This window comes from Geomonas edaphica (assembly GCF_004917075.1).
In the GTDB taxonomy this organism is placed as follows: domain Bacteria; phylum Desulfobacterota; class Desulfuromonadia; order Geobacterales; family Geobacteraceae; genus Geomonas; species Geomonas edaphica.
This window is the reverse complement of the sequence record NZ_SSYB01000004.1, coordinates 76,696-96,343: the sequence shown is the minus strand read 5'-3', so window position 1 is coordinate 96,343 and position 19,648 is coordinate 76,696. Positions and strand designations below refer to the sequence as shown.

Annotated in this window: 19 protein-coding genes and 1 tRNA gene; 12 read left to right on the top strand and 8 right to left on the bottom strand. The window is 62.0% G+C overall.

The window, feature by feature from the left end:
- The first annotated feature begins 87 nt into the window (after nt 1-87).
- The 6 genes from hrcA (at nt 88) to E8K79_RS11145 (ending at nt 7,645) form a co-directional block, all read left to right on the top strand.
- On the top strand, nt 88-1,122 hold the full coding sequence (hrcA, locus tag E8K79_RS11170; RefSeq protein WP_135869462.1) for a heat-inducible transcriptional repressor HrcA: 1,035 nt from the start codon (nt 88-90) through the stop codon (nt 1,120-1,122).
- Between the two features lie 25 nt (nt 1,123-1,147).
- A complete protein-coding gene (grpE, locus tag E8K79_RS11165; RefSeq protein ID WP_136514821.1) occupies nt 1,148-1,711 on the top strand; it encodes a nucleotide exchange factor GrpE in 564 nt (187 codons plus the stop codon).
- Nucleotides 1,712-1,825: 114 nt separating this feature from the next.
- Nucleotides 1,826-3,742, top strand: a complete 1,917-nt coding sequence (gene dnaK, locus E8K79_RS11160; protein ID WP_135869464.1) for a molecular chaperone DnaK — start codon at nt 1,826-1,828, stop codon at nt 3,740-3,742.
- A 119-nt stretch (nt 3,743-3,861) separates the two neighbouring features.
- Nucleotides 3,862-4,980 carry a molecular chaperone DnaJ gene (dnaJ, locus tag E8K79_RS11155; RefSeq protein ID WP_136514820.1) on the top strand — a complete coding sequence of 373 codons (1,119 nt, stop codon included), beginning with the start codon at nt 3,862-3,864 and terminating at the stop codon, nt 4,978-4,980.
- The gene (locus E8K79_RS11150) at nt 4,977-5,510 is read left to right on the top strand and encodes a phospholipase D-like domain-containing protein (RefSeq protein ID WP_136514819.1); all 534 of its coding nucleotides are present in this window, start codon (nt 4,977-4,979) and stop codon (nt 5,508-5,510) included. Before dnaJ ends, E8K79_RS11150 begins: the two co-directional genes overlap by 4 nt.
- A gap of 50 nt (nt 5,511-5,560) precedes the next feature.
- Nucleotides 5,561-7,645, top strand: coding sequence for a penicillin-binding protein 1A (locus tag E8K79_RS11145; RefSeq protein WP_136514818.1), 2,085 nt, complete (start codon nt 5,561-5,563; stop codon nt 7,643-7,645).
- Here the strand turns inward: E8K79_RS11145 and gpmA are convergent.
- Entirely contained in the window at nt 7,642-8,349 is a 708-nt protein-coding gene (gpmA, locus tag E8K79_RS11140; RefSeq protein ID WP_136514817.1) for a 2,3-diphosphoglycerate-dependent phosphoglycerate mutase, read from the bottom strand. The two genes, E8K79_RS11145 and gpmA, sit on opposite strands and share 4 nt — an antisense overlap.
- 31 nt (nt 8,350-8,380) lie before the next feature.
- Entirely contained in the window at nt 8,381-9,703 is a 1,323-nt protein-coding gene (locus E8K79_RS11135) for a M23 family metallopeptidase (protein ID WP_136514816.1), read from the bottom strand.
- A gap of 543 nt (nt 9,704-10,246) precedes the next feature.
- Between E8K79_RS11135 and E8K79_RS11130 the strand changes: the two genes are divergently transcribed.
- Entirely contained in the window at nt 10,247-10,780 is a 534-nt protein-coding gene (locus E8K79_RS11130; protein WP_136514815.1) for a DUF3332 domain-containing protein, read from the top strand.
- Nucleotides 10,781-11,162: 382 nt separating this feature from the next.
- On the opposite strand, the gene E8K79_RS11125 is transcribed toward E8K79_RS11130, so the two are convergent.
- The 6 genes from E8K79_RS11125 to E8K79_RS11105 form a co-directional block, all read right to left on the bottom strand.
- A complete protein-coding gene (locus E8K79_RS11125; RefSeq protein ID WP_136514814.1) occupies nt 11,163-11,486 on the bottom strand; it encodes a helix-turn-helix domain-containing protein in 324 nt (107 codons plus the stop codon).
- The gene (locus E8K79_RS21785; protein ID WP_281276098.1) at nt 11,479-11,568 is read right to left on the bottom strand and encodes a type II toxin-antitoxin system RelE/ParE family toxin; all 90 of its coding nucleotides are present in this window, start codon (nt 11,566-11,568) and stop codon (nt 11,479-11,481) included. The genes E8K79_RS11125 and E8K79_RS21785 overlap by 8 nt, the downstream gene beginning before the upstream one ends.
- Nucleotides 11,569-11,570: 2 nt before the next feature.
- Nucleotides 11,571-11,702, bottom strand: coding sequence for a type II toxin-antitoxin system RelE/ParE family toxin (locus E8K79_RS21780; protein WP_281276096.1), 132 nt, complete (start codon nt 11,700-11,702; stop codon nt 11,571-11,573).
- Nucleotides 11,703-12,035: 333 nt separating this feature from the next.
- A tRNA-Thr gene (locus E8K79_RS11115) sits at nt 12,036-12,111 on the bottom strand.
- A gap of 193 nt (nt 12,112-12,304) precedes the next feature.
- Entirely contained in the window at nt 12,305-13,681 is a 1,377-nt protein-coding gene (locus E8K79_RS11110; RefSeq protein WP_136514813.1) for an ATP-binding protein, read from the bottom strand.
- Between the two features lie 9 nt (nt 13,682-13,690).
- Nucleotides 13,691-14,407 (bottom strand): response regulator, encoded by a 717-nt coding sequence (locus E8K79_RS11105; protein WP_136514812.1) that lies wholly within the window; start codon nt 14,405-14,407, stop codon nt 13,691-13,693.
- A gap of 226 nt (nt 14,408-14,633) precedes the next feature.
- Here E8K79_RS11105 and E8K79_RS11100 point away from each other — a divergent pair, with 226 nt between their 5' ends.
- The 5 genes from E8K79_RS11100 to E8K79_RS11080 all read left to right on the top strand — a co-directional run bounded on the left by E8K79_RS11100 (nt 14,634) and on the right by E8K79_RS11080 (nt 19,553).
- On the top strand, nt 14,634-15,164 hold the full coding sequence (locus E8K79_RS11100; protein ID WP_136514811.1) for a Spy/CpxP family protein refolding chaperone: 531 nt from the start codon (nt 14,634-14,636) through the stop codon (nt 15,162-15,164).
- A 3-nt stretch (nt 15,165-15,167) separates the two neighbouring features.
- Complete coding sequence (locus E8K79_RS11095) at nt 15,168-15,557, top strand: PDZ domain-containing protein (RefSeq protein ID WP_136514810.1); 390 nt, start codon at nt 15,168-15,170, stop codon at nt 15,555-15,557.
- A 148-nt stretch (nt 15,558-15,705) separates the two neighbouring features.
- Nucleotides 15,706-17,421: a LytS/YhcK type 5TM receptor domain-containing protein gene (locus tag E8K79_RS11090; RefSeq protein WP_246043804.1), complete on the top strand. Its 1,716-nt coding sequence runs from the start codon at nt 15,706-15,708 to the stop codon at nt 17,419-17,421.
- A complete protein-coding gene (locus tag E8K79_RS11085) occupies nt 17,418-18,161 on the top strand; it encodes a LytR/AlgR family response regulator transcription factor (RefSeq protein ID WP_136514809.1) in 744 nt (247 codons plus the stop codon). The genes E8K79_RS11090 and E8K79_RS11085 overlap by 4 nt, the downstream gene beginning before the upstream one ends.
- A 180-nt stretch (nt 18,162-18,341) precedes the next feature.
- On the top strand, nt 18,342-19,553 hold the full coding sequence (locus E8K79_RS11080; RefSeq protein WP_198419813.1) for an alpha-hydroxy-acid oxidizing protein: 1,212 nt from the start codon (nt 18,342-18,344) through the stop codon (nt 19,551-19,553).
- Nucleotides 19,554-19,648: the final 95 nt, after the last annotated feature.

Below are 19,648 nucleotides of genomic sequence, written 5' to 3'. Positions count from 1 at the left end.
CCCTTGACAAACCTTAGGGGCGTTGCTAACTTGAAGCGCGTTAGCACTCTGAGTTTTTGAGTGCTAATCGCTTTTGAGGGACAAGCCATGGAAGAACAACTTTCCGATCGCGGCAAACGCATCCTCGAGGCAGTCATCGAGGACTATATACAAACGGCCGAGCCGGTGGGTAGCAGGACCATCACCCGCAGCCACGCGCTCGCCCTTTCGCCGGCCACGGTGCGCAACGTCATGTCCGATCTCGAGGAGATGGGGCTTTTGACTTCGCCGCATACCTCGGCTGGGCGCATTCCCACGGACAAAGCCTACCGCCTCTACGTCAACTCGATCCTCGAGGCGAGGCAGAACCTGACCGCCGGCAAGCGCGACGAGATCCGCAGGCGTTGCCGGATGGCCGGAAAGGACCCGGCCGAGGTGCTCAAGGAGGCAAGCCGCCTTCTCTCCAGCACCTCGAGCTACATGGGGGTGGTGATCGCCCCCCGCATGGCAGCCAACGTTTTCCACCAGATGGAATTCGTGAAGCTCTCGAGCCACCGCATCCTGGCCATCCTGGTCTCGCAGAACGGGACGGTGCAGAACCGGCTCCTGGAGATCGACGAGGAGATCGCCCAGGAAGACCTGGTCCGCATGGCCAACTACCTGAACGGGATGCTGCAGGGGCTCACCATCGGGCAGGTGCGTGAGCGGCTTTTGGCCGAGCTGCAGAGCGAGAAGGTGCAGTACGACTCGCTGATGAAGAAGGCGCTCGCGCTTTCCGAGCAGACCATCAGGACCGACAGCGCAGAGATCTTTCTCGAAGGTCAGGCGAACATCCTTGAACAGCCCGAATTCGCCGATGCCGCCAAGATGCGTGAGATCTTCCGCGCCTTCGAGAAGAAGAGTACGCTCCTCGACCTCCTGGACCGCTCGATGCTGGCCGAGGGGGTGCAGATCTTCATCGGGGCGGAGTCGCCGCTTTTGAAGATGGAAGGGATGAGCCTCGTTACTTCGACCTATCTTACCGGTAAGGACACGGTGGGCGTTTTGGGGGTCATCGGACCGACCCGCATGGGGTACGGACGCGTGATCCCGATCGTGGACTACACCGCAAAGCTGATTAGCCGCATGCTCGAAGGCGAGTAGCGGGAGAAAAGGAGAGATTACAGGGATGGACAAGAAAAAACACGATGCGCACCAGCACGATAAGAAGGCGGAAGCCCATTCCGAGGAAAATGTGGAACTGACGCAGCCGCTTTCCGACGCGGATCGTATCAAGGAACTGGAAGAGGCACTCGCCGCAAAAGGACTGGAGTCCGCAGCGAACTGGGACAGGTACCTGCGTGAGCGGGCCGATCTTGAAAACTACCGGAAGAGGGTGCAGAAGGAGAAAGAGGAGATCCTCAAGTACGGCAACGAGCAGATCGTACTCGAGGTGCTCCCGGCTCTGGACAACCTGGAGCGCGCCATCGACCACGCGAGCGAAGAGGACCCCGTCATCGAGGGGGTTAGGCTCACGCTCACCATGCTCCTTTCCACCCTGAAGAAGTTCGGCGTGACCCCGATCGAAACGCCGCAGGGCACCCCCTTCGATCCGCAGTACCACCAGGCGATGACCCAGGTCCCCGCCCCGGACCAGGAGCCGAACACCATCGTGAACGTGTTCCAGAAGGGGTACATGATCAACGACCGTCTGCTCCGCCCGGCGATGGTGACGGTCGCCGTAAAGGCTTAAGGTCGGGACGGGCCCGGATCCAGGCCCGGAACTTTTTTTTACCGGTCCCCTTGTTTTTTAAAGGGGGCATTACTAGCTTGCTGAGTGACAGTTACCATATGAGGAGGCAAACACATGAGTAGAGTAATAGGAATCGACCTCGGGACCACCAACTCCTGCGTGGCAGTGATGGAAGGTGGGGAGCCGGTTGTCATAGCGAACGCAGAGGGTAGCCGCACCACCCCGTCCATGATCGCCTTCGCTGAAAGCGGCGAGCGGCTGGTGGGCCAGCAGGCCAAGCGCCAGGCGGTCACCAACCCCGAGAACACCCTTTACGCCATCAAGCGCCTGATCGGGCGCAAGTTCGATACCGAAGCGGTGAAGAAGGATATCGGCATCTCCCCGTTCAAGATCGTCAAAGCGGACAACGCGGATGCCTGGGTTGAGGTGCGCGGCCAGAAGTACTCGCCGCCGGAAATCTCCGCCATGGTGCTCATGAAGATGAAGAAGACCGCGGAGGACTACCTGGGCGAGACCGTCACCGACGCTGTCATCACCGTCCCCGCTTACTTCGACGACTCCCAGCGTCAGGCCACCAAGGACGCCGGCAAGATCGCGGGCCTGAACGTCCTGCGCATCATCAACGAGCCGACCGCCGCGGCGCTTGCCTACGGCCTCGACAAGAAGAAGGACGAGAAGATCGCCGTATTCGACCTGGGCGGCGGTACCTTCGATATCTCCATCCTGGAACTCGGCGAAGGGGTCTTCGAGGTGAAGTCCACCAACGGTGACACCTTCCTCGGCGGCGAGGACTTCGACCAGAAGATCATCGACCACATCGCAGACGAGTTCAAGAAGGATCAGGGGATCGACCTCCGTGGCGACAAGATGGCGCTGCAGAGGCTGAAAGAGGCGGGAGAGAAGGCGAAGTGCGAACTCTCCACCTCGCTTGAGACCGACATCAACCTCCCCTTCATCACCGCCGATGCTTCCGGTCCGAAACACCTGACCATGAAGCTCACCCGTGCGAAGCTCGAGGCGATCTGCGCCGAGCTGATCAACAAGCTCGAAGGTCCCTGCCGCACCGCGCTGAAGGACGCCGGTCTCTCGCCGTCCGACATCGACGAGGTCATCCTCGTGGGCGGCATGACCCGCATGCCGATCGTGCAGAAGAAGGTCCAGGACATCTTCGGCAAGGTTCCCAACCGCGGCGTCAACCCGGACGAGGTGGTCGCCATCGGCGCCGCCATCCAGGGCGGCGTTCTGCGCGGCGACGTGAAGGACGTGCTCCTGCTCGACGTCACCCCGCTCTCCCTCGGCATCGAGACCCTGGGCGGCGTGATGACGAAGCTGATCGACAAGAACTCCACCATCCCGTGCAGGAAGAGCCAGGTCTTCTCTACCGCGGCGGACAACCAGCCGGCGGTTTCCATTCACGTCCTGCAGGGCGAGCGCGAGATGTCTTCCGACAACAAGACCCTCGGGAACTTCGAGCTCTCCGGGATCCCGTCCGCTCCGCGCGGCGTGCCCCAGATCGAGGTTACCTTCGACATCGACGCGAACGGCATCGTCCACGTCTCCGCTAAGGACCTCGGTACCGGCAAGGAGCAGTCCATCCGCATCACCGCTTCCTCCGGCCTCTCCAAAGAGGAGGTCGAGAAGATGGTGCGCGAGGCCGAGGCGCATGCCGCCGAGGACAAGAAAAAGCGCGAGTTGATCGAGGCGAAGAACCAGGGGGACAACCTGGTCTACTCCACCGAGAAATCTCTCAATGAGTTCGGCGACAAGATCGACGCCGCCGAGAAGCAGAAGATCGAGGAAGGGATTGCAGGCCTCAAGAAGGCGCTCGAGGGGACCGATCTCGACGAGATCAAGAAGGCGAGCGACAGCCTCATGCAGGCCTCGCACAAGCTTGCCGAGGCGGTTTACGCCAAGACCCAGTCCGCCGGTGCCGAGGGTGGCGAAGCCCACGCCGAGCCGGAGGCTGGCGCCGCCAAAGGCGAGAAGGTGGTCGATGCCGACTTCGAGGAAGTGAAGGACGACAAGAAGTAAGAAATGGTTGCAAACCGGTGCCGCTTTGATAGAAGATGGCACCTTGTTAAATAACAACCGCGCAACGGGCAGCGTCTTCCGGATGGGGGACGCTGCTCTTTGTGTTACGAGGGACTAGCTTGGCTAACGGTGAAAAACAGGATTACTACGAACTGCTCGAGGTGAACAAAAACGCCTCCGAGACCGAGATCAAGAAGGCGTACCGGCGTCTGGCCATCAAATACCACCCGGACAAGAACCCAGGCGACAAGAGCGCCGAGGACAAGTTCAAGGAGGTCTCGGAGGCCTACGAGGTGCTCTCCGATGCGGAGAAACGCGCCCGTTACGACCAGTTCGGCCATGCCGGGGTGGGTGGCAACGGCTTCAACTCCGGCTTCAACGGGTTCGGCAATTCCCCCTTCGGGGACATCTTCGGGGACATCTTCGGAGAGGTGTTCGGCGGACGCCAGAAGGCCTCGCGCGGCAAGCGCGGCGACGACCTGCAGTACAACCTGGAGGTCACCTTCGAGGAGGCGGCCTTCGGGGCCGAAAAGAAGATCGACATCCCCTACGCGAAGCGCTGCGAGGCGTGCGGCGGCTCCGGTGCCAAGCCGGGGACCCAGCCGAAGACCTGCCCCACCTGCCAGGGTGCCGGGCAGATGCGCTTCCAGCAGGGCTTTTTCAGCGTTTCCAAAACCTGCTCGCACTGCAACGGCGAGGGGCGCGTGGTCGAACATCCCTGCTCGAGCTGCCGCGGCGCGGGGACCGTGCGCGACAAGAAGACCATCTCGGTGAAGGTACCCGCAGGTGTGGAGACCGGCATCCGCCTGAAGCTCACCGGCGAAGGGGGGCAGGGGACCAAGGGAGGCGCTAACGGCGACCTCTACGTCGCGCTCAGCGTGCGCGAGCACCCGATCTTCAGACGCGAGGACAACGACGTTATCTGCGAGATACCCATAAGCTTCACCCAGGCGGCGCTTGGCTGCGAGATCGAGGTGCCGACCCTGGACGGCAGGGTCAACATGAAGATCCCGGAAGGGACCCAGTCCGGCGCCATCTTCAGGATGCGCGGAAAAGGGGTGCCGGCGCTGCAGGGTTACGGGCGCGGCGACCACATGGTGATCGCCAAGGTGGAGACCCCGACGAACCTGAACAAACAGCAGCGTGAACTCCTGGAGGAGTTGGCTCGGATCAGCGGCGAGGACGTCAATCCGATGGGCAAGAACTTCTTCTCCAAGGTCATGGACATCTTCAGTTGAGAAAGGCCCTGGGCAGGGGCGCGGTGCTGGTCTTTTCCGTCCTTCTTTGGAACGGGCATCCCGCACCCGCCCTCTGCGCTCCGGCCGAGGCGACCGTCCTCGCCGATGCCTCCTACCAGGGGACTCTCAGGGAAAAGATACGCGGGGCGAAGAGGCGCATCATCTGCGCCTTTTACCTTTTCAAGGCCACCGATCGCAGGGGGAACGCCCCGGCGTTCATCGCCGCTGACCTCGCCGATGCGAAAAGGCGAGGGGTGGAGGTGAAGGTGATCCTCGAAGGGGACGACGAGGTGGCGCGTGATAACCGCGCCGTCGCCGGGTACCTGACGCGCAAGGGGGTGCAGGTTCTCTTCCCGCGCGGCAGGAGGACCACCCATGCGAAGGCGGTGGTAATCGACGACCGCTTCGTCCTGATCGGAAGCCACAACCTCTCCCATGCGGCACTCACAAAAAACCGGGAGCTCTCGGTGCTGCTCGATTCGCCCGAGCTCGCGGCGCAGGTGACGCGCTACCTGGAAGGGATCAGGTGAAAACCATAAGCACCACATCGGCGTCAACCTCCTTAAAAGGAGTAGCAACCTTGCTTTATCGTCGGCACGCAGCAATCAAGAAGCTCTTCTCTCCCGTTCTCCTTCTCCTTTTCCTTGCGCTTTTCTTTGCCGTCTCCGCGCACGCGTCCATCGCGACCTACCCGGAACTCCCCACCGGCTACAGCTCCATCCGGGTCTTCGACGTGCAAAATCGTTACGTCGGGCGCATCCTCCCCACACAGCGCTACTGGGTCTCCATCGACCGCATCCCGCTCTTTTTGCGCAAGGCGCTGGTCGCCACCGAGGACGCCCGCTTCTACGAGCATGGCGGCATCGATGTTCGCGGTATTGCCCGCGCCCTGGTGAAGGACGTGGTGAAGGGGAGGCTCGCCGAAGGCGGCTCCACCATCACGCAGCAGCTGATCAAGAACAAGTTCCTGACCGGGGAAAAGTCGATCGACAGGAAAGTGAAGGAAGTCCAGCTCGCCATGGATTTCGAGAAGAAGTACACCAAGGACCAGATCCTCGAGATGTACTTCAACGAGATCTACTTCGGCAACGGCGCCTGGGGAATCGCGCAGGCGGCGCGGCAGTACTTCGACAAGAACCCGGAGGAGCTGACCGAGGCGGAGTGCTCGCTTCTTGCCGGGGTGCCGAAGAACCCGGGACGCTACAACCCGCTGGGCGACCTTGCCAAGGTGAGTGCGCGTCGCAGCACCGTCCTCTCCCGCATGGTCGCGGTCAAGATGATCACCCCGCAGCAGAAACGGGCCATCGAGGCGCATCCGGCAACGGTGATCAAGCCGGGACAGGCCCTGGCCTATCTCGAGATCGTACGCCGTCAGCTCGTCGAGCGTTACGGGGCACACGTGGTGGAACAGGGGGGGCTGGACGTCATCGCCGCCCTCGACGTTAACCTGCAAAAGCAGGCGGAGCAGACGCTGCGCGACGGCGTGAAGAAGGTGAACCTGAAGCTCCAGGGCGCGCTCATCTGCATGGACCTGAAGACCGGGGACATCCTGGCCGCGGTGGGCGGGGTGGACAACGCGAAGGGGGGCTTCAACCGTGCCTTCGCCGCCAAGCGGCAGCCCGGCTCCGCCATCAAGCCGCTCATCTTCGCGGCGGCGCTCGACCAGGGATACACCCCGGCAAGCCTCATGAACGACACCCCGGTTTCCTACAATAAGGGGAACGGCCAGGTGTGGCGTCCGCACAACTACGAGAAGAAGAGTTTCGGGGAGATGCCGCTGCGGGCGGCGCTCGCCCACTCCAACAACGTGATCACCGTGAAGCTCCTCGAATCGGTCGGGGTGAACAACTTCGTCACCTTCGCTGGGCGCATGGGGCTTTCCCTGCGTTCGCCGAACGACCTATCCCTGGCGCTTGGAACGGACGAGGTCACCCTGGATGATCTCGTCTCGGCGTATTCGCCCCTTGCCAACGGCGGCATCCGGACCGAGGGGCGCACCATCGTCAAGGTGTTCGACAGAAACCGCAAGAGCTGGACCGACAACCCGACGCGGAGCGCCCCGGTGCTCTCGCCGGCGACGGCTTACGTGACCACGGAGATGATGAAGGACGTGCTGACCTACGGCACCGCCAAGGGGCTCAAGAACTTCAGCCGTCAGCGTCCTGCCGCCGGCAAGACCGGCACCACCGACGACTACCGAGATGCGTGGTTCGTGGGGTACACCCCGCAGCTGATCACCGGGGTCTGGGTGGGGTACGACAAGCCGAAGCCGGGAGGAAGGGGCTTCACGGGCGGGGTGGTTTCCGCCCCGATCTGGGAGAAGTTCATGCGCGTGGCGACGGCGGGTAAACCGGCTGCCGACTTCGCGAGGCCTGAAGGGGTGATCACGGTCTCCATCGACCCGACCACCGCGCAACTGGCCACGCCGGAGTGCCCGACCACGAAGGAAGAGGATTTCATCGCGGGGACCGAACCGACCGTTTACTGCACGAAACATGGCGGGGAGGGGATGCCCCCGACGCATCCGAAAGAGGGTGGCCAACCTGCACAAAGCGGGCAGCCCGGGGCGCCGGGCCAACCGGAAAGTGCGCCGTCGCAGGGTGAGCCCCCGGCGCAGGACCAGCCGGCCGACGACGGCGCGGGGCAGGTGGAAATGCTCCGCTAGGAGAGTTCGCCCGAGTCGCTCGCGTAGTAGTGGCGCAGCGGCTTGAGGTCGTCGTCCAATTCGTACACGAGCGGCGTGCCGGTGGCGATCTCCAGATTTACAATGTCCGAGTCCGAAACCCGGTCCAGGTACTTGATCAGTCCGCGCAGGCTGTTGCCGTGGGCGACCACCAGGACGCGCCGACCTTCCCTGAGTGCCGGTGCGATTTCCTGCTGCCAGAAGGGGAGCACCCGCTCGACGGTGTCCTGCAGGCACTCCGTGTTCGGGATCAGGTGCTTTGCTAGCGCGCTGTAGCGTGGATCGCGCCCGGGGTAACGCTCGTCCCCTTCGGGGAGCGCCGGCGGGCGCACGTGGTAGCTTCTGCGCCAGAGCTTCACCTGCTCCTCGCCGTACTTTTCCGCCGTCTGCGCCTTGTTCAGCCCCTGCAGCGCGCCGTAGTGCCGCTCGTTCAGGCGCCAGTCCTTCCGCTCCGGAATCCATACCAGATCCATCTCATCCAGGATGAGCCACAACGTCCGCACCGCGCGTTTTAGGACCGAGGTGAAGGCGACATCGAAGACGAACCCCTTCTCCCTCAGGAGTCGCCCGGCACGGCGACTCTCCTCCTCGCCCTTTTCCGAGAGGTTCACGTCGGTCCAGCCGGTGAAGAGGTTTTCCTTGTTCCAGACGCTCTCGCCGTGTCGAACCAGTACCAACTGCCGCATCTTCCACCTCCTGCGCACATTTGCGACGCCGCTACTTGACCGCACTCGCCTCTTTCGCGTCGGCCAGCTTGTCGGTCACGTTGTTCTTGATCCAGGAAGGATCCCACCACTCGATCGGGTTCACCTCCTGGCCGGAGACCACGACGCCGAAATGAAGGTGATCGCCGCCGGCAAGACCGGTGTCGCCGGTGTCCCCGATGATGTCCCCTTTGTTCACTTGGGCTCCCTCCTTCACCCCGATCCGGCTTAGATGTCCGTAGAGAGTCTGCAATCCCATGCCGTGGTCGATGATCACGCACTGCCCGTAGATGCCGAGATCGTCCGCCCACACCACCTTCCCGTTGTTCGCGGCGGGAACCTTCGCATGCGCCAGGGAGGCGAGGTCGATCCCCAGGTGATACTGCTGGTCCACTTGTGCGCCCTTGTAGAAGTAGCTGCGGAACTGGCTGAAGGTCCCGCGCGGGGCCGAGTTGGGCAGGCGCATGAAGTCACCGCTCCAAAGCGGCGTCGGCGAGGTCTTGAGCCCGGTCTGGTACAGCGTCTTGCGGTCGGCGCTTCTCACCTCGCTGTTCACCTTGAGGAACACCTCGAGCGGGGTGGCCGCCTTGGGAAACCGGTCCTTGAACTCCGAGGAGACCTTCTCCAGGAAGGAGTCGGTGAGTTCGATGCGGTCCCTCGGGAAGGACTTCTCCAGGACGTGGAAATAGATCCCGGTCAGACGCTCGTTCCCCGCCCGGTCGACGGCGAGCACCTTCGGGATGAAGCGCTCCTGCGGCAGATCGCTTGGGAAAGCGAAGAGGCAGGCGTAGAAACCGCCGGGCTGCCGGTATCCGGGGAAAAAGCGGTCCGCGAAGATGATGCCGGTCTTCACCACTTCCCGGTTCACCGTGTACACCACAAGGCCCGAGCCGCCGCGCGATACGTTGTGCGCCGTGCTCAGCACGGTTACTGCGGGAGGCTTGTTCTGGTAATCGAAGTCGAGGGTTTCTTCGGTGCTGTTGCCTGAACCGAAGCGGATTATGGAGCGGTCGACGGCGCTTATCTGCAGCCTGACGGGGCCTTCCTTGAGTCCCGACTGTGCGGGGAACCGGAAGTTTTCCGATACGTCGGTTTTCCCTGCGGGATACTCATGCGCGAGAACCGGGAAGCTCTTTTGTCCCTGTAACAGGACTACCTTCAGGGATTTGAGTCCCGACCGGTCGCGCAGCCTGAGGACGACATCCACCTTTGCAGAGATGGGACCGGGTTGCCGCGAGAGGGCAAGGGTGGGTCCTGAAGTGTCGACGAAATAGTAAGCAGCACCGGCGATCAGGACGAGGATGATGAATAGTGAGAAGAATATCGTGGTCTTCATGGGTACCTCCAGCAGCAAAGCAGCGCTGTTAGGCTGGCCGTCGGGTTCTTCACACGTAGAAGAGGTAGGTCCCGGCGGCACCCCACGCAGTTTAGCATCGGCCCCACTGAAGTCCAGCCGGCATGGAAGTGCCCCCGATCCGGTGTAGTACACGAGGCGGGTAGTAAAAAATACGATTGCACTCTTTTAAAATTTTTGACAGGTGGTATAGTGCTCACAGCTAGCTAGCTGTAACAGAATGTCTCGGAAAAGGAGGTAGCAGTATCGAGGTAAACTCCGCTGAAGAGGATTCTAACTTACACACAGCCTTAAGAGCTCCGATGCCGAAAGCGTCGGAATGACCCCTGTAAAGAGGGGATCGAGTATGACAAAAGAGGCCTAGCTAACTGACAGCAGGCCTCTTTCCTATTGTGACACTTGCAGCCATAGCACCGCCCGGAAATGTTGATGGCAATGATCTGAGCGTGGCTGGCTGATACTATGTATTCCCGGGGAGCGTTCGGTTTCCGGTGGTACTATCCAATCCGAAAGGGAGGAACACGTATGAAAAGAGTTACAGCGGCGATACTCGCCATGGTTATGGGGATGGTGTCCTTGCAGGGGTGCTACGGCAAAATGGCACTAACCAAGAAGGTGTACCAGGTGAACGGCCAAGTGGGCGACAAGTTCCTGCGCAGTCTGGTTACCTGGGTCTTCATCATCGTCCCGGTGTACGGTGTCTCGGCCCTGGTCGACTTCGTGGTCTTCAACACCATCGAGTTCTGGAGCGGCCATAACCCGGTAGCTTCCGGCGAGAAGGACTTCATGTACAGCGAAAACGGCGAGACCTTCAAGGTGCATGCGAGCAAAAGCGGCGACACGGTACGCTACACGATGAACCATTACCGCGGCGATACCTACCTGGATACGATGACCATCGACTGGAACGTGAAGAATGGTAACTCGGTGGCGGTGTTGAAGGAAGGTGATGAAGTTACCAAGTACCAGGCTATGCGTATGAATGGCGGCGTCCAAGTCACCAGTTCCGGCCCGGGTGCTCTCAGCCGCGGACAACAGGCGTTGGCTCTCTATCAGTAGGTAGTGGTGTTGTCACAAGGGAGGGGTTGCAGCGCTGGGGAGGGTGGCCGACTGGGCAACTTGAGCAGTATACCTGTAAAAAAAAAATTTCAATAGACTGTTTCTTTGGTCCCGGCGGTGTTATGTTTGACTCAGCTAGCTAGCCAAGAGTAAAGAAAACAAGAGTAAAGAGGAATCTCGGACAAAGGAGGTAATCAGCATCAAAGAAACTCCACCGCAGAGGAATCTCACAACTTGAAGCTGTAACCTCCCGGTGTTCATAACGCCGGCAACACCCTTGAAAAGGGTACCCATCAAGCAGAAAAGTGAGGCCCGCCATAACGGCGGGCCTTTCAATTTTTGTACGTCCACCAGTCACCATCCTCAGTTGGCAATACTGAAGTTAAGGTTTACTCGAACCCTCGGGGACAAAGCGTATTTCCAGATGACACCCCACGGCATGGGCATATTTCTTTAGGGTAGACAGAGAAGGCGTATGCTTTCCTGCTGCCTCGAGTCGCGAAATTGCACTTTTAGTAGTCCCCATGATTTCAGCAACCGCTTCCTGTGAAAGACCGACCCGCGCACGTGCCGCCAGCATCTCTTTTGCCAGAGCGTATTCTTCATCCAACTCCGCGTATGCTTTGTTGAAACCTCTTCGCTTCCCTGCCTTCTCAAGCAGACCTTTATGGTCATGGACAACCGGTTCGTATTTCAGATCAGACATCTTGTACCTCCTTCAGTCTTTTTCGTGCAGTTTTCAGTTCCGAGTCAGGCGTACTCTGTGTTTTTTTAGTGAAGGCATGCAGTATTATGATGCGTTGCCCATTACGAAGCAGTAGAACGCGCGACCGATCCCCTCCCGCCCACGGGGGCGCATTTCAAAGAGTCCGTCCCCTAGCGCTCGTGAGTGTGGCATGCGTAGACTGGGGCCGAACTCCATAAGGAGTTCAGCGATCTTTGCGAAGTCGGCAAGAATGCCTACCGGCCATGCTTCGATCTCGGCTTTGACCTTTTGTGGAAATATTCGATCACGTAGCTCATAGGTGAGGAAGGTTAGCACGTTTGCTAACCCCGGTCAAACAGTTGAGCCGTTAAAGAGCATGCAAGGGACAGTGTAAAAAGCAGCTGCTGGAGTGTACGGAGGACGCCGCTGCGGGTAGGACTTGCCTGTGGTTTGAGCTACTGCTTAGCCCTACTAGTCGGACCAAAGTAGGCCGAATAATGGGTCAAAAAGCAAAGGGGCTACAGCTTGCGCTGTAACCCCTTGTTTGTATGGAGCCGAAGAGCGGACTCGAACCGCCGACTTGCTGATTACGAATCAGCTACTCTACCAACTGAGTTACTCCGGCCCAATTCTATCAAGATGCCCCTGCTTTGTTGTACTTAGCAGCTGGGCGGTTTTTGCAGAGGTAACCTTTTACCGTAAAACAGCAACCCCGTCAATCCCTATATCAAACTATCCGCTTTTGCGCTCGTCCCGGCCAACCCTCTCTCACCAGGGCAGCAGGCAACGTGCCGGCAGTCTCTTCCACCCGAGGGCACCTAGCCCAGAGACAGCCTGATCTCCACTTCCAGCCCCCCTTGCGGCAGGTTCCGCGCTGCGATGCTCCCGCCGTGCAGGGTGACCGTCTTCTCCGCGATGGCGAGTCCGATGCCGGTGCCGCCGCTTTTCCGGTCGCGCGCTTCGGCCACGCGGTAAAAGGGGCGGAAGATGTCGGCAAGCTGCTCCTCCGGGACGCCCGGGCCGTGATCTCGCACACGGAGCAGCGCAGTCGCTTCCTCCCGCTCCAGAACTATCTCCACCGCCGTTCCCTCCGCGGTGTATTTCACCGCGTTTCTCACCACGTTCTCCAGGGCCCGGCTCAAAAAGTCGCGGTTGCCGTGTACCGTGATCCCACGCGTCGCACTCCACTGTACGTGGCGGTCCGAGGCGCACGCCTCGAACTCCGCGTCCCGCGCCACTTCTTCCACCAGTTCGGCAAGATCCAGATCGCTTCTGTCGAGCTCGCTCCCCTCGTCGAGCTTGCTCAGGGTGAGCAGTTCGGTGATCAGGAGGTTCAGCCGGTCGCTCTCGTACTCGATGCGGTCCAGGGCCTTGGTCGCGGAAGGGGGAGATTCCTTGCGGGCGATGCCGAGCGCCACGTTCAGCCGCGCCAGCGGCGAACGGAGCTCGTGCGAAGCGTCCCGGACCAACTGCTTGTGGGCGAGCACGAGCTTCTCCATGCGCGCCGCCATCAGGTTGAAGTCGCGCCCGAGGTCGTTGATCTCGTAGCCTGCCTGTCTCGGGATCACGGTGACGCGACTGGAAAGGTCCCCGTCGGCGAGTCGACGCGTCGCGGCGCGCAGCCTGCGCAAGGGGGCGGCGATGCACCAGGAGAGGAAATAACAGACAAGGCCGCTCACCACGAAGGTGATCGCCATCTGCAGCCAGAAAAGTGGCGGGGGACGCAGCGGGTTTAATTCATGCGGCGGAGGAGGGACCGGGCGGGGGAGGGCGGCGGCAAGGTAACGTTTCCCGGACGGCCCCTGCACCGTTACCGCCACGAGGTCGCGGTCATCCGGGCGCTCCTGTTTCCCTGCGACGTGTTCCCGCACTGCGGTCGCGATGCGAGGCGGGACACCGCGGGAAATAGGGGTGCCGTCCGCCGCGAAGAGGTAGGCTCTCGGCCCGGCGACGCGTCCCTGGTCGGCGTCCGCTTCCGCCGGGCTCCCCTGCTTCTCGGTGAGAAGGGCGGCAGTGCTGCCGTAGATGGCGAGCGCCTGGCCCAGGACCTGCTGGTGCTGCGCGGCGAAGTGGCGCTTTCGTTCGTCGCGCAGCGGCGACAGCCGCAGGTTGAAGGCGATGACGAAGAAGACGAGCCCCGAGAAGACGGTGGAGAGCCAGAACCAGATGAAGAGTTTCGCGAAGATGCTGCGCATGGGGCTCCCTCAGTGGGTGTGCCGCTGCGCGGCGGAGAAGGCGTAGATGTAGCCGACGCCCCGCACCGACTTGATGCGCTCGTCGCCCGCGGGTGCGGGCCCCAGCTTTTTCCTGAGGCTGCTCACGTGCACGTCGATGCTCCGGTCGAAACTGCTGAACTCGCGCCCGAGCGCCTGGCGGGTCAGGTCGTCCCGGCTCATCACGCTCCCTGCCTGGCGTACCAACGCCTCCAGCACCGAGAACTCGAGCGAGGTGACCTCGACCGCCGCGCCGCCGCAGGTGACGGTCCGGGTGCCGAGGTCGAGGATCACGTCGCCGGCCTGCAGCAGGTCGCTCTTCGGCTCGGTGCCGGCCGGAAAGGCGTCGCTGCGTCTTTGGATCGCCCTCAGCCGCGCGACCAATTCGCGCGGATTGAACGGCTTCGGAAGGTAGTCGTCCGCCCCCATCTCCAGCCCGACGATGCGGTCGATCTCGTCGCCGCGCGCGGTCAGCATCAGCACCGGGACCTGCGAACCCTGCCGGATCCGGCGCAAGACGTCGAAGCCGTTCAGGGTAGGAAGCATCACGTCCAGCACCACGAAGGCGTAATCCCTCGCGAGAGCGAGATCGGCCCCTTCCCCACCGTCATGGCAGGTCTCCACAGCGTACCCTTCGCTCGCGAGGTAGCTCTCGAGTAGTTCGCACAATCCGGTGTCATCGTCTATTATGAGAATTTTTTTATTCATCTGCCTGGTCTTCTTCTGTTTTTTGTGCGCCAGTATAGCCGAAAACCATAAGGCCATGCTGTTAAGAATTGTAAAGATCGGCTCTTTTCCCTCTGAGAGAGTGCTGACAAATATGCACATCTCTTGACCCAACTTAACGCGCCTTTGTCGTAGCATCTCGAATCAGAAGGACACGACTTTGAGGCGGCCGGACACATCGAGTTCCGGCTGTGAAAGGAGAGATGCCATGAGAAAGAAGATAACAGTGATGATGACGGTGACCACGCTTTTTTTGGGGGGCTGGGCCTGCTACGGCATGCCGTCCCCCCCGGATGCCCCGCAGCCCCGTTGCGGTGCCATGGAGCGACCGGATAAGCCGGAAGGCTTTCCCGCTCCCATCGCGCGGGCGCTCGAGTTGAGCGAGGCGCAGAAAAAGCAGATCGGCTCCATCGTCGACGAGCATCGCGAGCTGGACCATGCCCGCATGAAAAAGGAGCGCGAACTGCGCAACCAACTGCGCGGCATCGAGGAGGCTGTCCCCCTCAACGAGGTGGCGCTGCAGGGCACGGCCCAGAAACTTGCGGCGCTGGACGTGGAACACCTTGTTTCCAGGGCGAAAACCCGCGCAAGAATCGAGGCGCTGCTGACGCCGGCCCAGCGCACCCTCGCGGAAAAACTCAGGCCGCGCAAGGAAGATGCGAGGCCTGAGTCACCCTGCGGGTGCGGTCCGGACCGGCGGGGAGAGCACGCCCCCATGGACGAGCCGGAGAGGAGGTAGCCCATGAAACTAGCCCTGATGCCACGGCGTGAAAGGAAAACAGGGAGTACGGGTTGTCTTGGCAGCCGCGTAAGCTATGACGAGCAAAAAGCGACCCTCAACCTCCTGGGGATGACGCTCACCGAGGTGGTGCTTGACGAGGAACGGAGCGGAAAGCTTGGCAGCCGTACCGGCGTTGTCGTGTTGGTGGTGGATGCAGCCCGCGACGCCTATCTGGGTGGCGTGAGAAACGGTGATGTGGTCGCGGAGGTGAACAGCGTGAAGATAACAAGGCTGCAGGACCTGAAACGGGTGTTGCAGGAACAAGACCCGCACGACCCGATCTTCATGTTCCTTCTGGCCGGGACCGGGTGGCGGTTCGTGAACCTCTCGTTCATAGGCTCGCTGCCGTAATGCGGCTCCTGTCGCGACGCGCAGTACGTGCCCGGCCGCCTCACGTCCGGCCAGACCACTTTAAACCATCCTCGCAGGCTATTTGCTCGCGGCCGCTTCTGTGCTATGGTGGGCGCCGTTTGCGTCAAACCTGCCGCGGGGGAAGTAAATGAAGGAAGTGGTAACGCTCGCTCTGGATCTCTTCGAGCGGCTGGGGATCCTGGCCGTGCTCTTTTTCCTCATGATAAGATTCGAGCTGTTCCGGGGGCTTCTGGCGGGGACCCTTGCGCGCGGTGAGCGCCGGGAGCGACTCCTCGTCGCGGTCTGCTTCGGCGCCATGGCGATCTTCGCCACGCTGTGCGGTTTCGAGATGCACGGCGCCATCGCCAACCTGCGCACCGTACCGGTGGTGATCGCGAGCATCCTCGGCGGCCCCTTCGTGGGGCTCGTCGCGGGCCTCATCGCCGGTCTGCACCGCTTCTTCTACGACCTGGGAGGTGTCACCTCGCTTTCCTGTGCCATCGCCACCCCCCTTGCCGGCGTCCTCGCGGGCGTCCTCTATCCGCGCCTGCAGCGAAGGCCCTTCGACGCGCTGGTCGCCTTCGCCATGGGGATGATCGCGGAGATGATCAAGATGGGGCTGATCTTCCTCCTTGCCCGTCCGCACGAAGCCGCCGCCGGGATCATCTCCTCGATCGGCCTTCCCAGTGTCTTCGCAAACGCCTTCGGCGTAGCCGTACTCGTAGAATTGATCGCCGTTCAGGCGCGCGAGCAGCAGCGGGCCATGGCGCAGCAGGCGCAGACCACGCTCGGCATCGCCTTCAAGACCCTTCCCCACCTGCGCAGCGGCCTGGACCGCTTGAACGCGGCGCAGACGGTGCACATCATAAAGGAGATGACCGGCATCGATGCGGTGTCCCTCTCGACGATCCAGGAGACCCTGGCGCACGAGGGGCTCGAGGCGGAGCGGCATGCGGCTGGAACGCGCACGCTCTCGGCCGCCGCCGCTCGCGCCTTCGAGACCGGGAGCGTAGTGGTCGCAAAAACGAGGCGGGAGATCGGTTGCTCCTGCGGCGGGTGCCGGCTCGGTTCCGTCATCGTGGTCCCGCTCAAGAAATGGGAGAAGCCGGTGGCGGTGATGGAGCTCTACCGCCAGAAGGAGAACGGCATCGGCAGGCTAGATGAGGAGCTTGCCAACGGCCTCGCCCTACTCTTCTCGAACCAGCTCGAACTGGGAGAGATCGAGCTACAGCGCAAGCTCGCCTCGGACGCCGAGATCAAGGCGCTGCAGGCACAGATCAACCCGCATTTCCTGTTCAACGCCATCTCGACCATCATCAGTCACACCCGTACCGATCCGCAGCAGGCCTCCTTCCTCCTGGTGAAGCTGGCGGACTTCTTCCGGCGTAACATAAGCCCGGGCGCAGTGCAGGTGCCGCTTTCCGTGGAACTCGAGCACTGCGAGGCGTACGTCGCCATCGAGAAGGCCCGCTTCGAGGAGCGTCTCTCCATCGTCTACGACATCGACGAGGCCGCCCTTTCCTGCCATCTGCCGCCGCTCATCCTGCAGCCGCTCGTGGAAAACAGCGTGCGCCACGGCATCTCCGCGCGCGAGGAGGGGGGCGTGGTGCAGGTCCGCGCCCGCAGGGGTGAGCGTCACGTCGCCATCTCGGTGCACGACAACGGCGTCGGGATCCCCCGTGACCGCATCCGCACCCTCCTTTCCGACAGCGCGGGGAGCCATTCCGGGACGGGGCTGGGCCTTGCCCTGCGCAACGTGAACAGCCGCCTCTCCGCCTTGTATGGCAAGGAGAGCGCCCTCAATATCGACAGCAAGGCGGGAGAGGGGACCACGGTCTCCTTCCTGGTACCGGTAACCCCATGAGCATTTCCGTTCTCATCATCGACGACGAGGCGCCCGCGCGCCGCGAACTCCGTTTTCTCCTGGAACAGGTCCCCGAGGTGGTTGTGGCGGGCGAGGCCGCGAACCCGTCCCAGGCGCTGAAGGAGATCCGCGAGAAGCGCCCCCGGCTGGTCTTCCTCGACATCCAGCTTCCAGGGCTGAACGGCATCGAGCTCGCAGAGGTGATTGCCGAGCTTCCCGATCCCCCGCTCGTCGTATTCGCCACAGCCTTCCAGGAGTTCGCCGTGGATGCCTTCAGCGTAGATGCCTTCGACTACATCCTAAAACCCTTCACCCTGGATCGTGTGGCGAAGACGGTGCAGAAGGCGCTCCAGGCGCTGGCGGGGCCGGAGCGGCGTGCGACCACGCAGGAAACGCAGGGGATCAAGCGCATCCTGGTGCAAAAGCGCGGCAAGCAGATCCCCATAGCACCCGAATCGGTGATCTTCATAACCGCCGAGGAGGGAGAGGCGCAGGTGCACACCCGCGACGCGGTCTACAGCTCCAAAAGCACGCTGAGCGCCCTCGAGGAACTCCTCGCCCCGTATTCCTTCACGCGGGTGCACCGAAACGCCCTGGTGAACCTCAACTGCATCATCGAGATCATCCCCTGGTTCAGCGGCAGCTGCAAACTGGTGATGAACGACGCGGTGCGCAGCCAGGTACTGGTGAGCCGGTACCACGCGAAGGATCTCAAGGAGAGACTCCTGCTGAACCGCTAGTCCGAAGCCTCTCCCTGCCTTTGCCCCTCTCCTCCTCATGCCATTGAACGGCGCTTTGTGTCATTCACCCCTCTTTTTGTGTCATTCACGGCGTCATGGATGTCCCGCCGCCTCTCCTTGCTTATCATGCAGATCACAAGAATCCGTAACGCATGAGAATCACAACCACAGGAGGCCGTTATGTCCATCGAATGTGAGGAAATGGAAGGCGGGAACGTAACCCGTCGCGACTTTATCAAGACCGCAGCAGTGGTCGGTGCCAGCGTGCTGGCGGTGCAGGCGGTAGGGCGCGGCGAGGCGCGCGCCGCCGAAGAGGCGAAGACCGCGGCCAAGGCTGCGACCGCCACCGCGGCAGGGGGCGGGACCAAGAAGGTCGCCGACGTGCTCAAGGTGGCGCGCGAGAAGATGTACCCGCGCTGCCGCGTCTGTCCCGAGTGCGACGGCGTCGCCTGTTCCGGCGAGGTCCCGGGCATGGGGGGGCTCGATTCTGGCCGCGCCTTCAGGAACAACCTCCAGGCGCTCGCCAAGTACGACCTGAAGATGCGCACCTTCCACGACGTGAAAAAGCCTGACACCTCGATCACCATCTTCGGCGCGAAGCTCTCCATGCCGATCCTCTCCGGCATCACCGGCGGGGTCACCTACAACATGGGGCTCGGCGGCAAGGTGGGTGAGGACGAGTACGCCGAAGGGATCATCGGCGGCTGCGTGCTCGCGGGCACCATCGGTTTCGCGGCCGACGGCATAGGCGACCCGCTTGCCACCTACGAGACGCGGCTTAAGACGGTCGCCAAGTACAAGGGGAGGGCGGTGGCCCAGATCAAACCGCGCAGCCAGGCCGACATCATCCAGCGCATCAGGTTGATCGAAGCGACCGGCGCCCCCTTCTTCGCCATCGACATCGACTCCGCCGGCCGCGCCGCACGTGCCCTGCCGGGGCAGACCGTAGAGCCTAAGACCCTGGAGCAGTTGCGGGAGATCGCGCGCTCCACGAAGCTTCCCTTCGTCGTCAAAGGGGTGATGACCCCTGAGGAGGCCGTTGCGGCCTACAAGGTGGGTGCCGCCGGCATCGTCGTCTCCAACCACGGCGGTCGCGTCCTCGACCACACCCCGGGTACCGCCCAGGTGCTTCCCGCCATCGCGGACAAGGTGAAGGGGAAGATGACCATCTTCGTCGACGGCGGCATCCGTTACGGCGCTGACGTACTGAAGATGCTCGCCCTCGGCGCCGACGCCGTTCTCGTCGGGCGTCCGCTGGTACGCGGCTCGGTCGGCGGCGGGGCGGAAGGGGTTGCCGCCATCCTCAAGAAGATGCAGGACGAGCTGGTCGTCGCCATGACCCTTACCGGCACCGCGGACGTCAAAAAGGTGAGCCGCGACATCCTGGCCTAGCCCCACCATGCGCCCCCTCCCGCACTGGAGGGGGCGCTTTAACGATGCGGCCCGCCCGCTGCGGTCGACGCCAGCGCCGGGCGGGCCATCCGGAG

Excerpts from the sequence above, each read along its gene's own strand:
- hrcA (WP_135869462.1), top strand. The coding sequence starts at position 88 with ATGGAAGAACAACTTTCCGATCGCGGCAAACGCATCCTCGAGGCAGTC.
- grpE (WP_136514821.1), top strand. The coding sequence starts at position 1,148 with ATGGACAAGAAAAAACACGATGCGCACCAGCACGATAAGAAGGCGGAA.
- dnaK (WP_135869464.1), top strand. The coding sequence starts at position 1,826 with ATGAGTAGAGTAATAGGAATCGACCTCGGGACCACCAACTCCTGCGTG.
- gpmA (WP_136514817.1), bottom strand. The coding sequence starts at position 8,349 with ATGCGGCAGTTGGTACTGGTTCGACACGGCGAGAGCGTCTGGAACAAG.
- E8K79_RS11135 (WP_136514816.1), bottom strand. The coding sequence starts at position 9,703 with ATGAAGACCACGATATTCTTCTCACTATTCATCATCCTCGTCCTGATC.
- E8K79_RS11130 (WP_136514815.1), top strand. The coding sequence starts at position 10,247 with ATGAAAAGAGTTACAGCGGCGATACTCGCCATGGTTATGGGGATGGTG.
- E8K79_RS11125 (WP_136514814.1), bottom strand. The coding sequence starts at position 11,486 with ATGTCTGATCTGAAATACGAACCGGTTGTCCATGACCATAAAGGTCTG.
- E8K79_RS21780 (WP_281276096.1), bottom strand. The coding sequence starts at position 11,702 with ATGGAGTTCGGCCCCAGTCTACGCATGCCACACTCACGAGCGCTAGGG.
- E8K79_RS11110 (WP_136514813.1), bottom strand. The coding sequence starts at position 13,681 with ATGCGCAGCATCTTCGCGAAACTCTTCATCTGGTTCTGGCTCTCCACC.
- E8K79_RS11105 (WP_136514812.1), bottom strand. The coding sequence starts at position 14,407 with ATGAATAAAAAAATTCTCATAATAGACGATGACACCGGATTGTGCGAA.
- E8K79_RS11100 (WP_136514811.1), top strand. The coding sequence starts at position 14,634 with ATGAGAAAGAAGATAACAGTGATGATGACGGTGACCACGCTTTTTTTG.
- E8K79_RS11095 (WP_136514810.1), top strand. The coding sequence starts at position 15,168 with ATGAAACTAGCCCTGATGCCACGGCGTGAAAGGAAAACAGGGAGTACG.
- E8K79_RS11090 (WP_246043804.1), top strand. The coding sequence starts at position 15,706 with ATGAAGGAAGTGGTAACGCTCGCTCTGGATCTCTTCGAGCGGCTGGGG.
- E8K79_RS11085 (WP_136514809.1), top strand. The coding sequence starts at position 17,418 with ATGAGCATTTCCGTTCTCATCATCGACGACGAGGCGCCCGCGCGCCGC.
- E8K79_RS11080 (WP_198419813.1), top strand. The coding sequence starts at position 18,342 with ATGTCCATCGAATGTGAGGAAATGGAAGGCGGGAACGTAACCCGTCGC.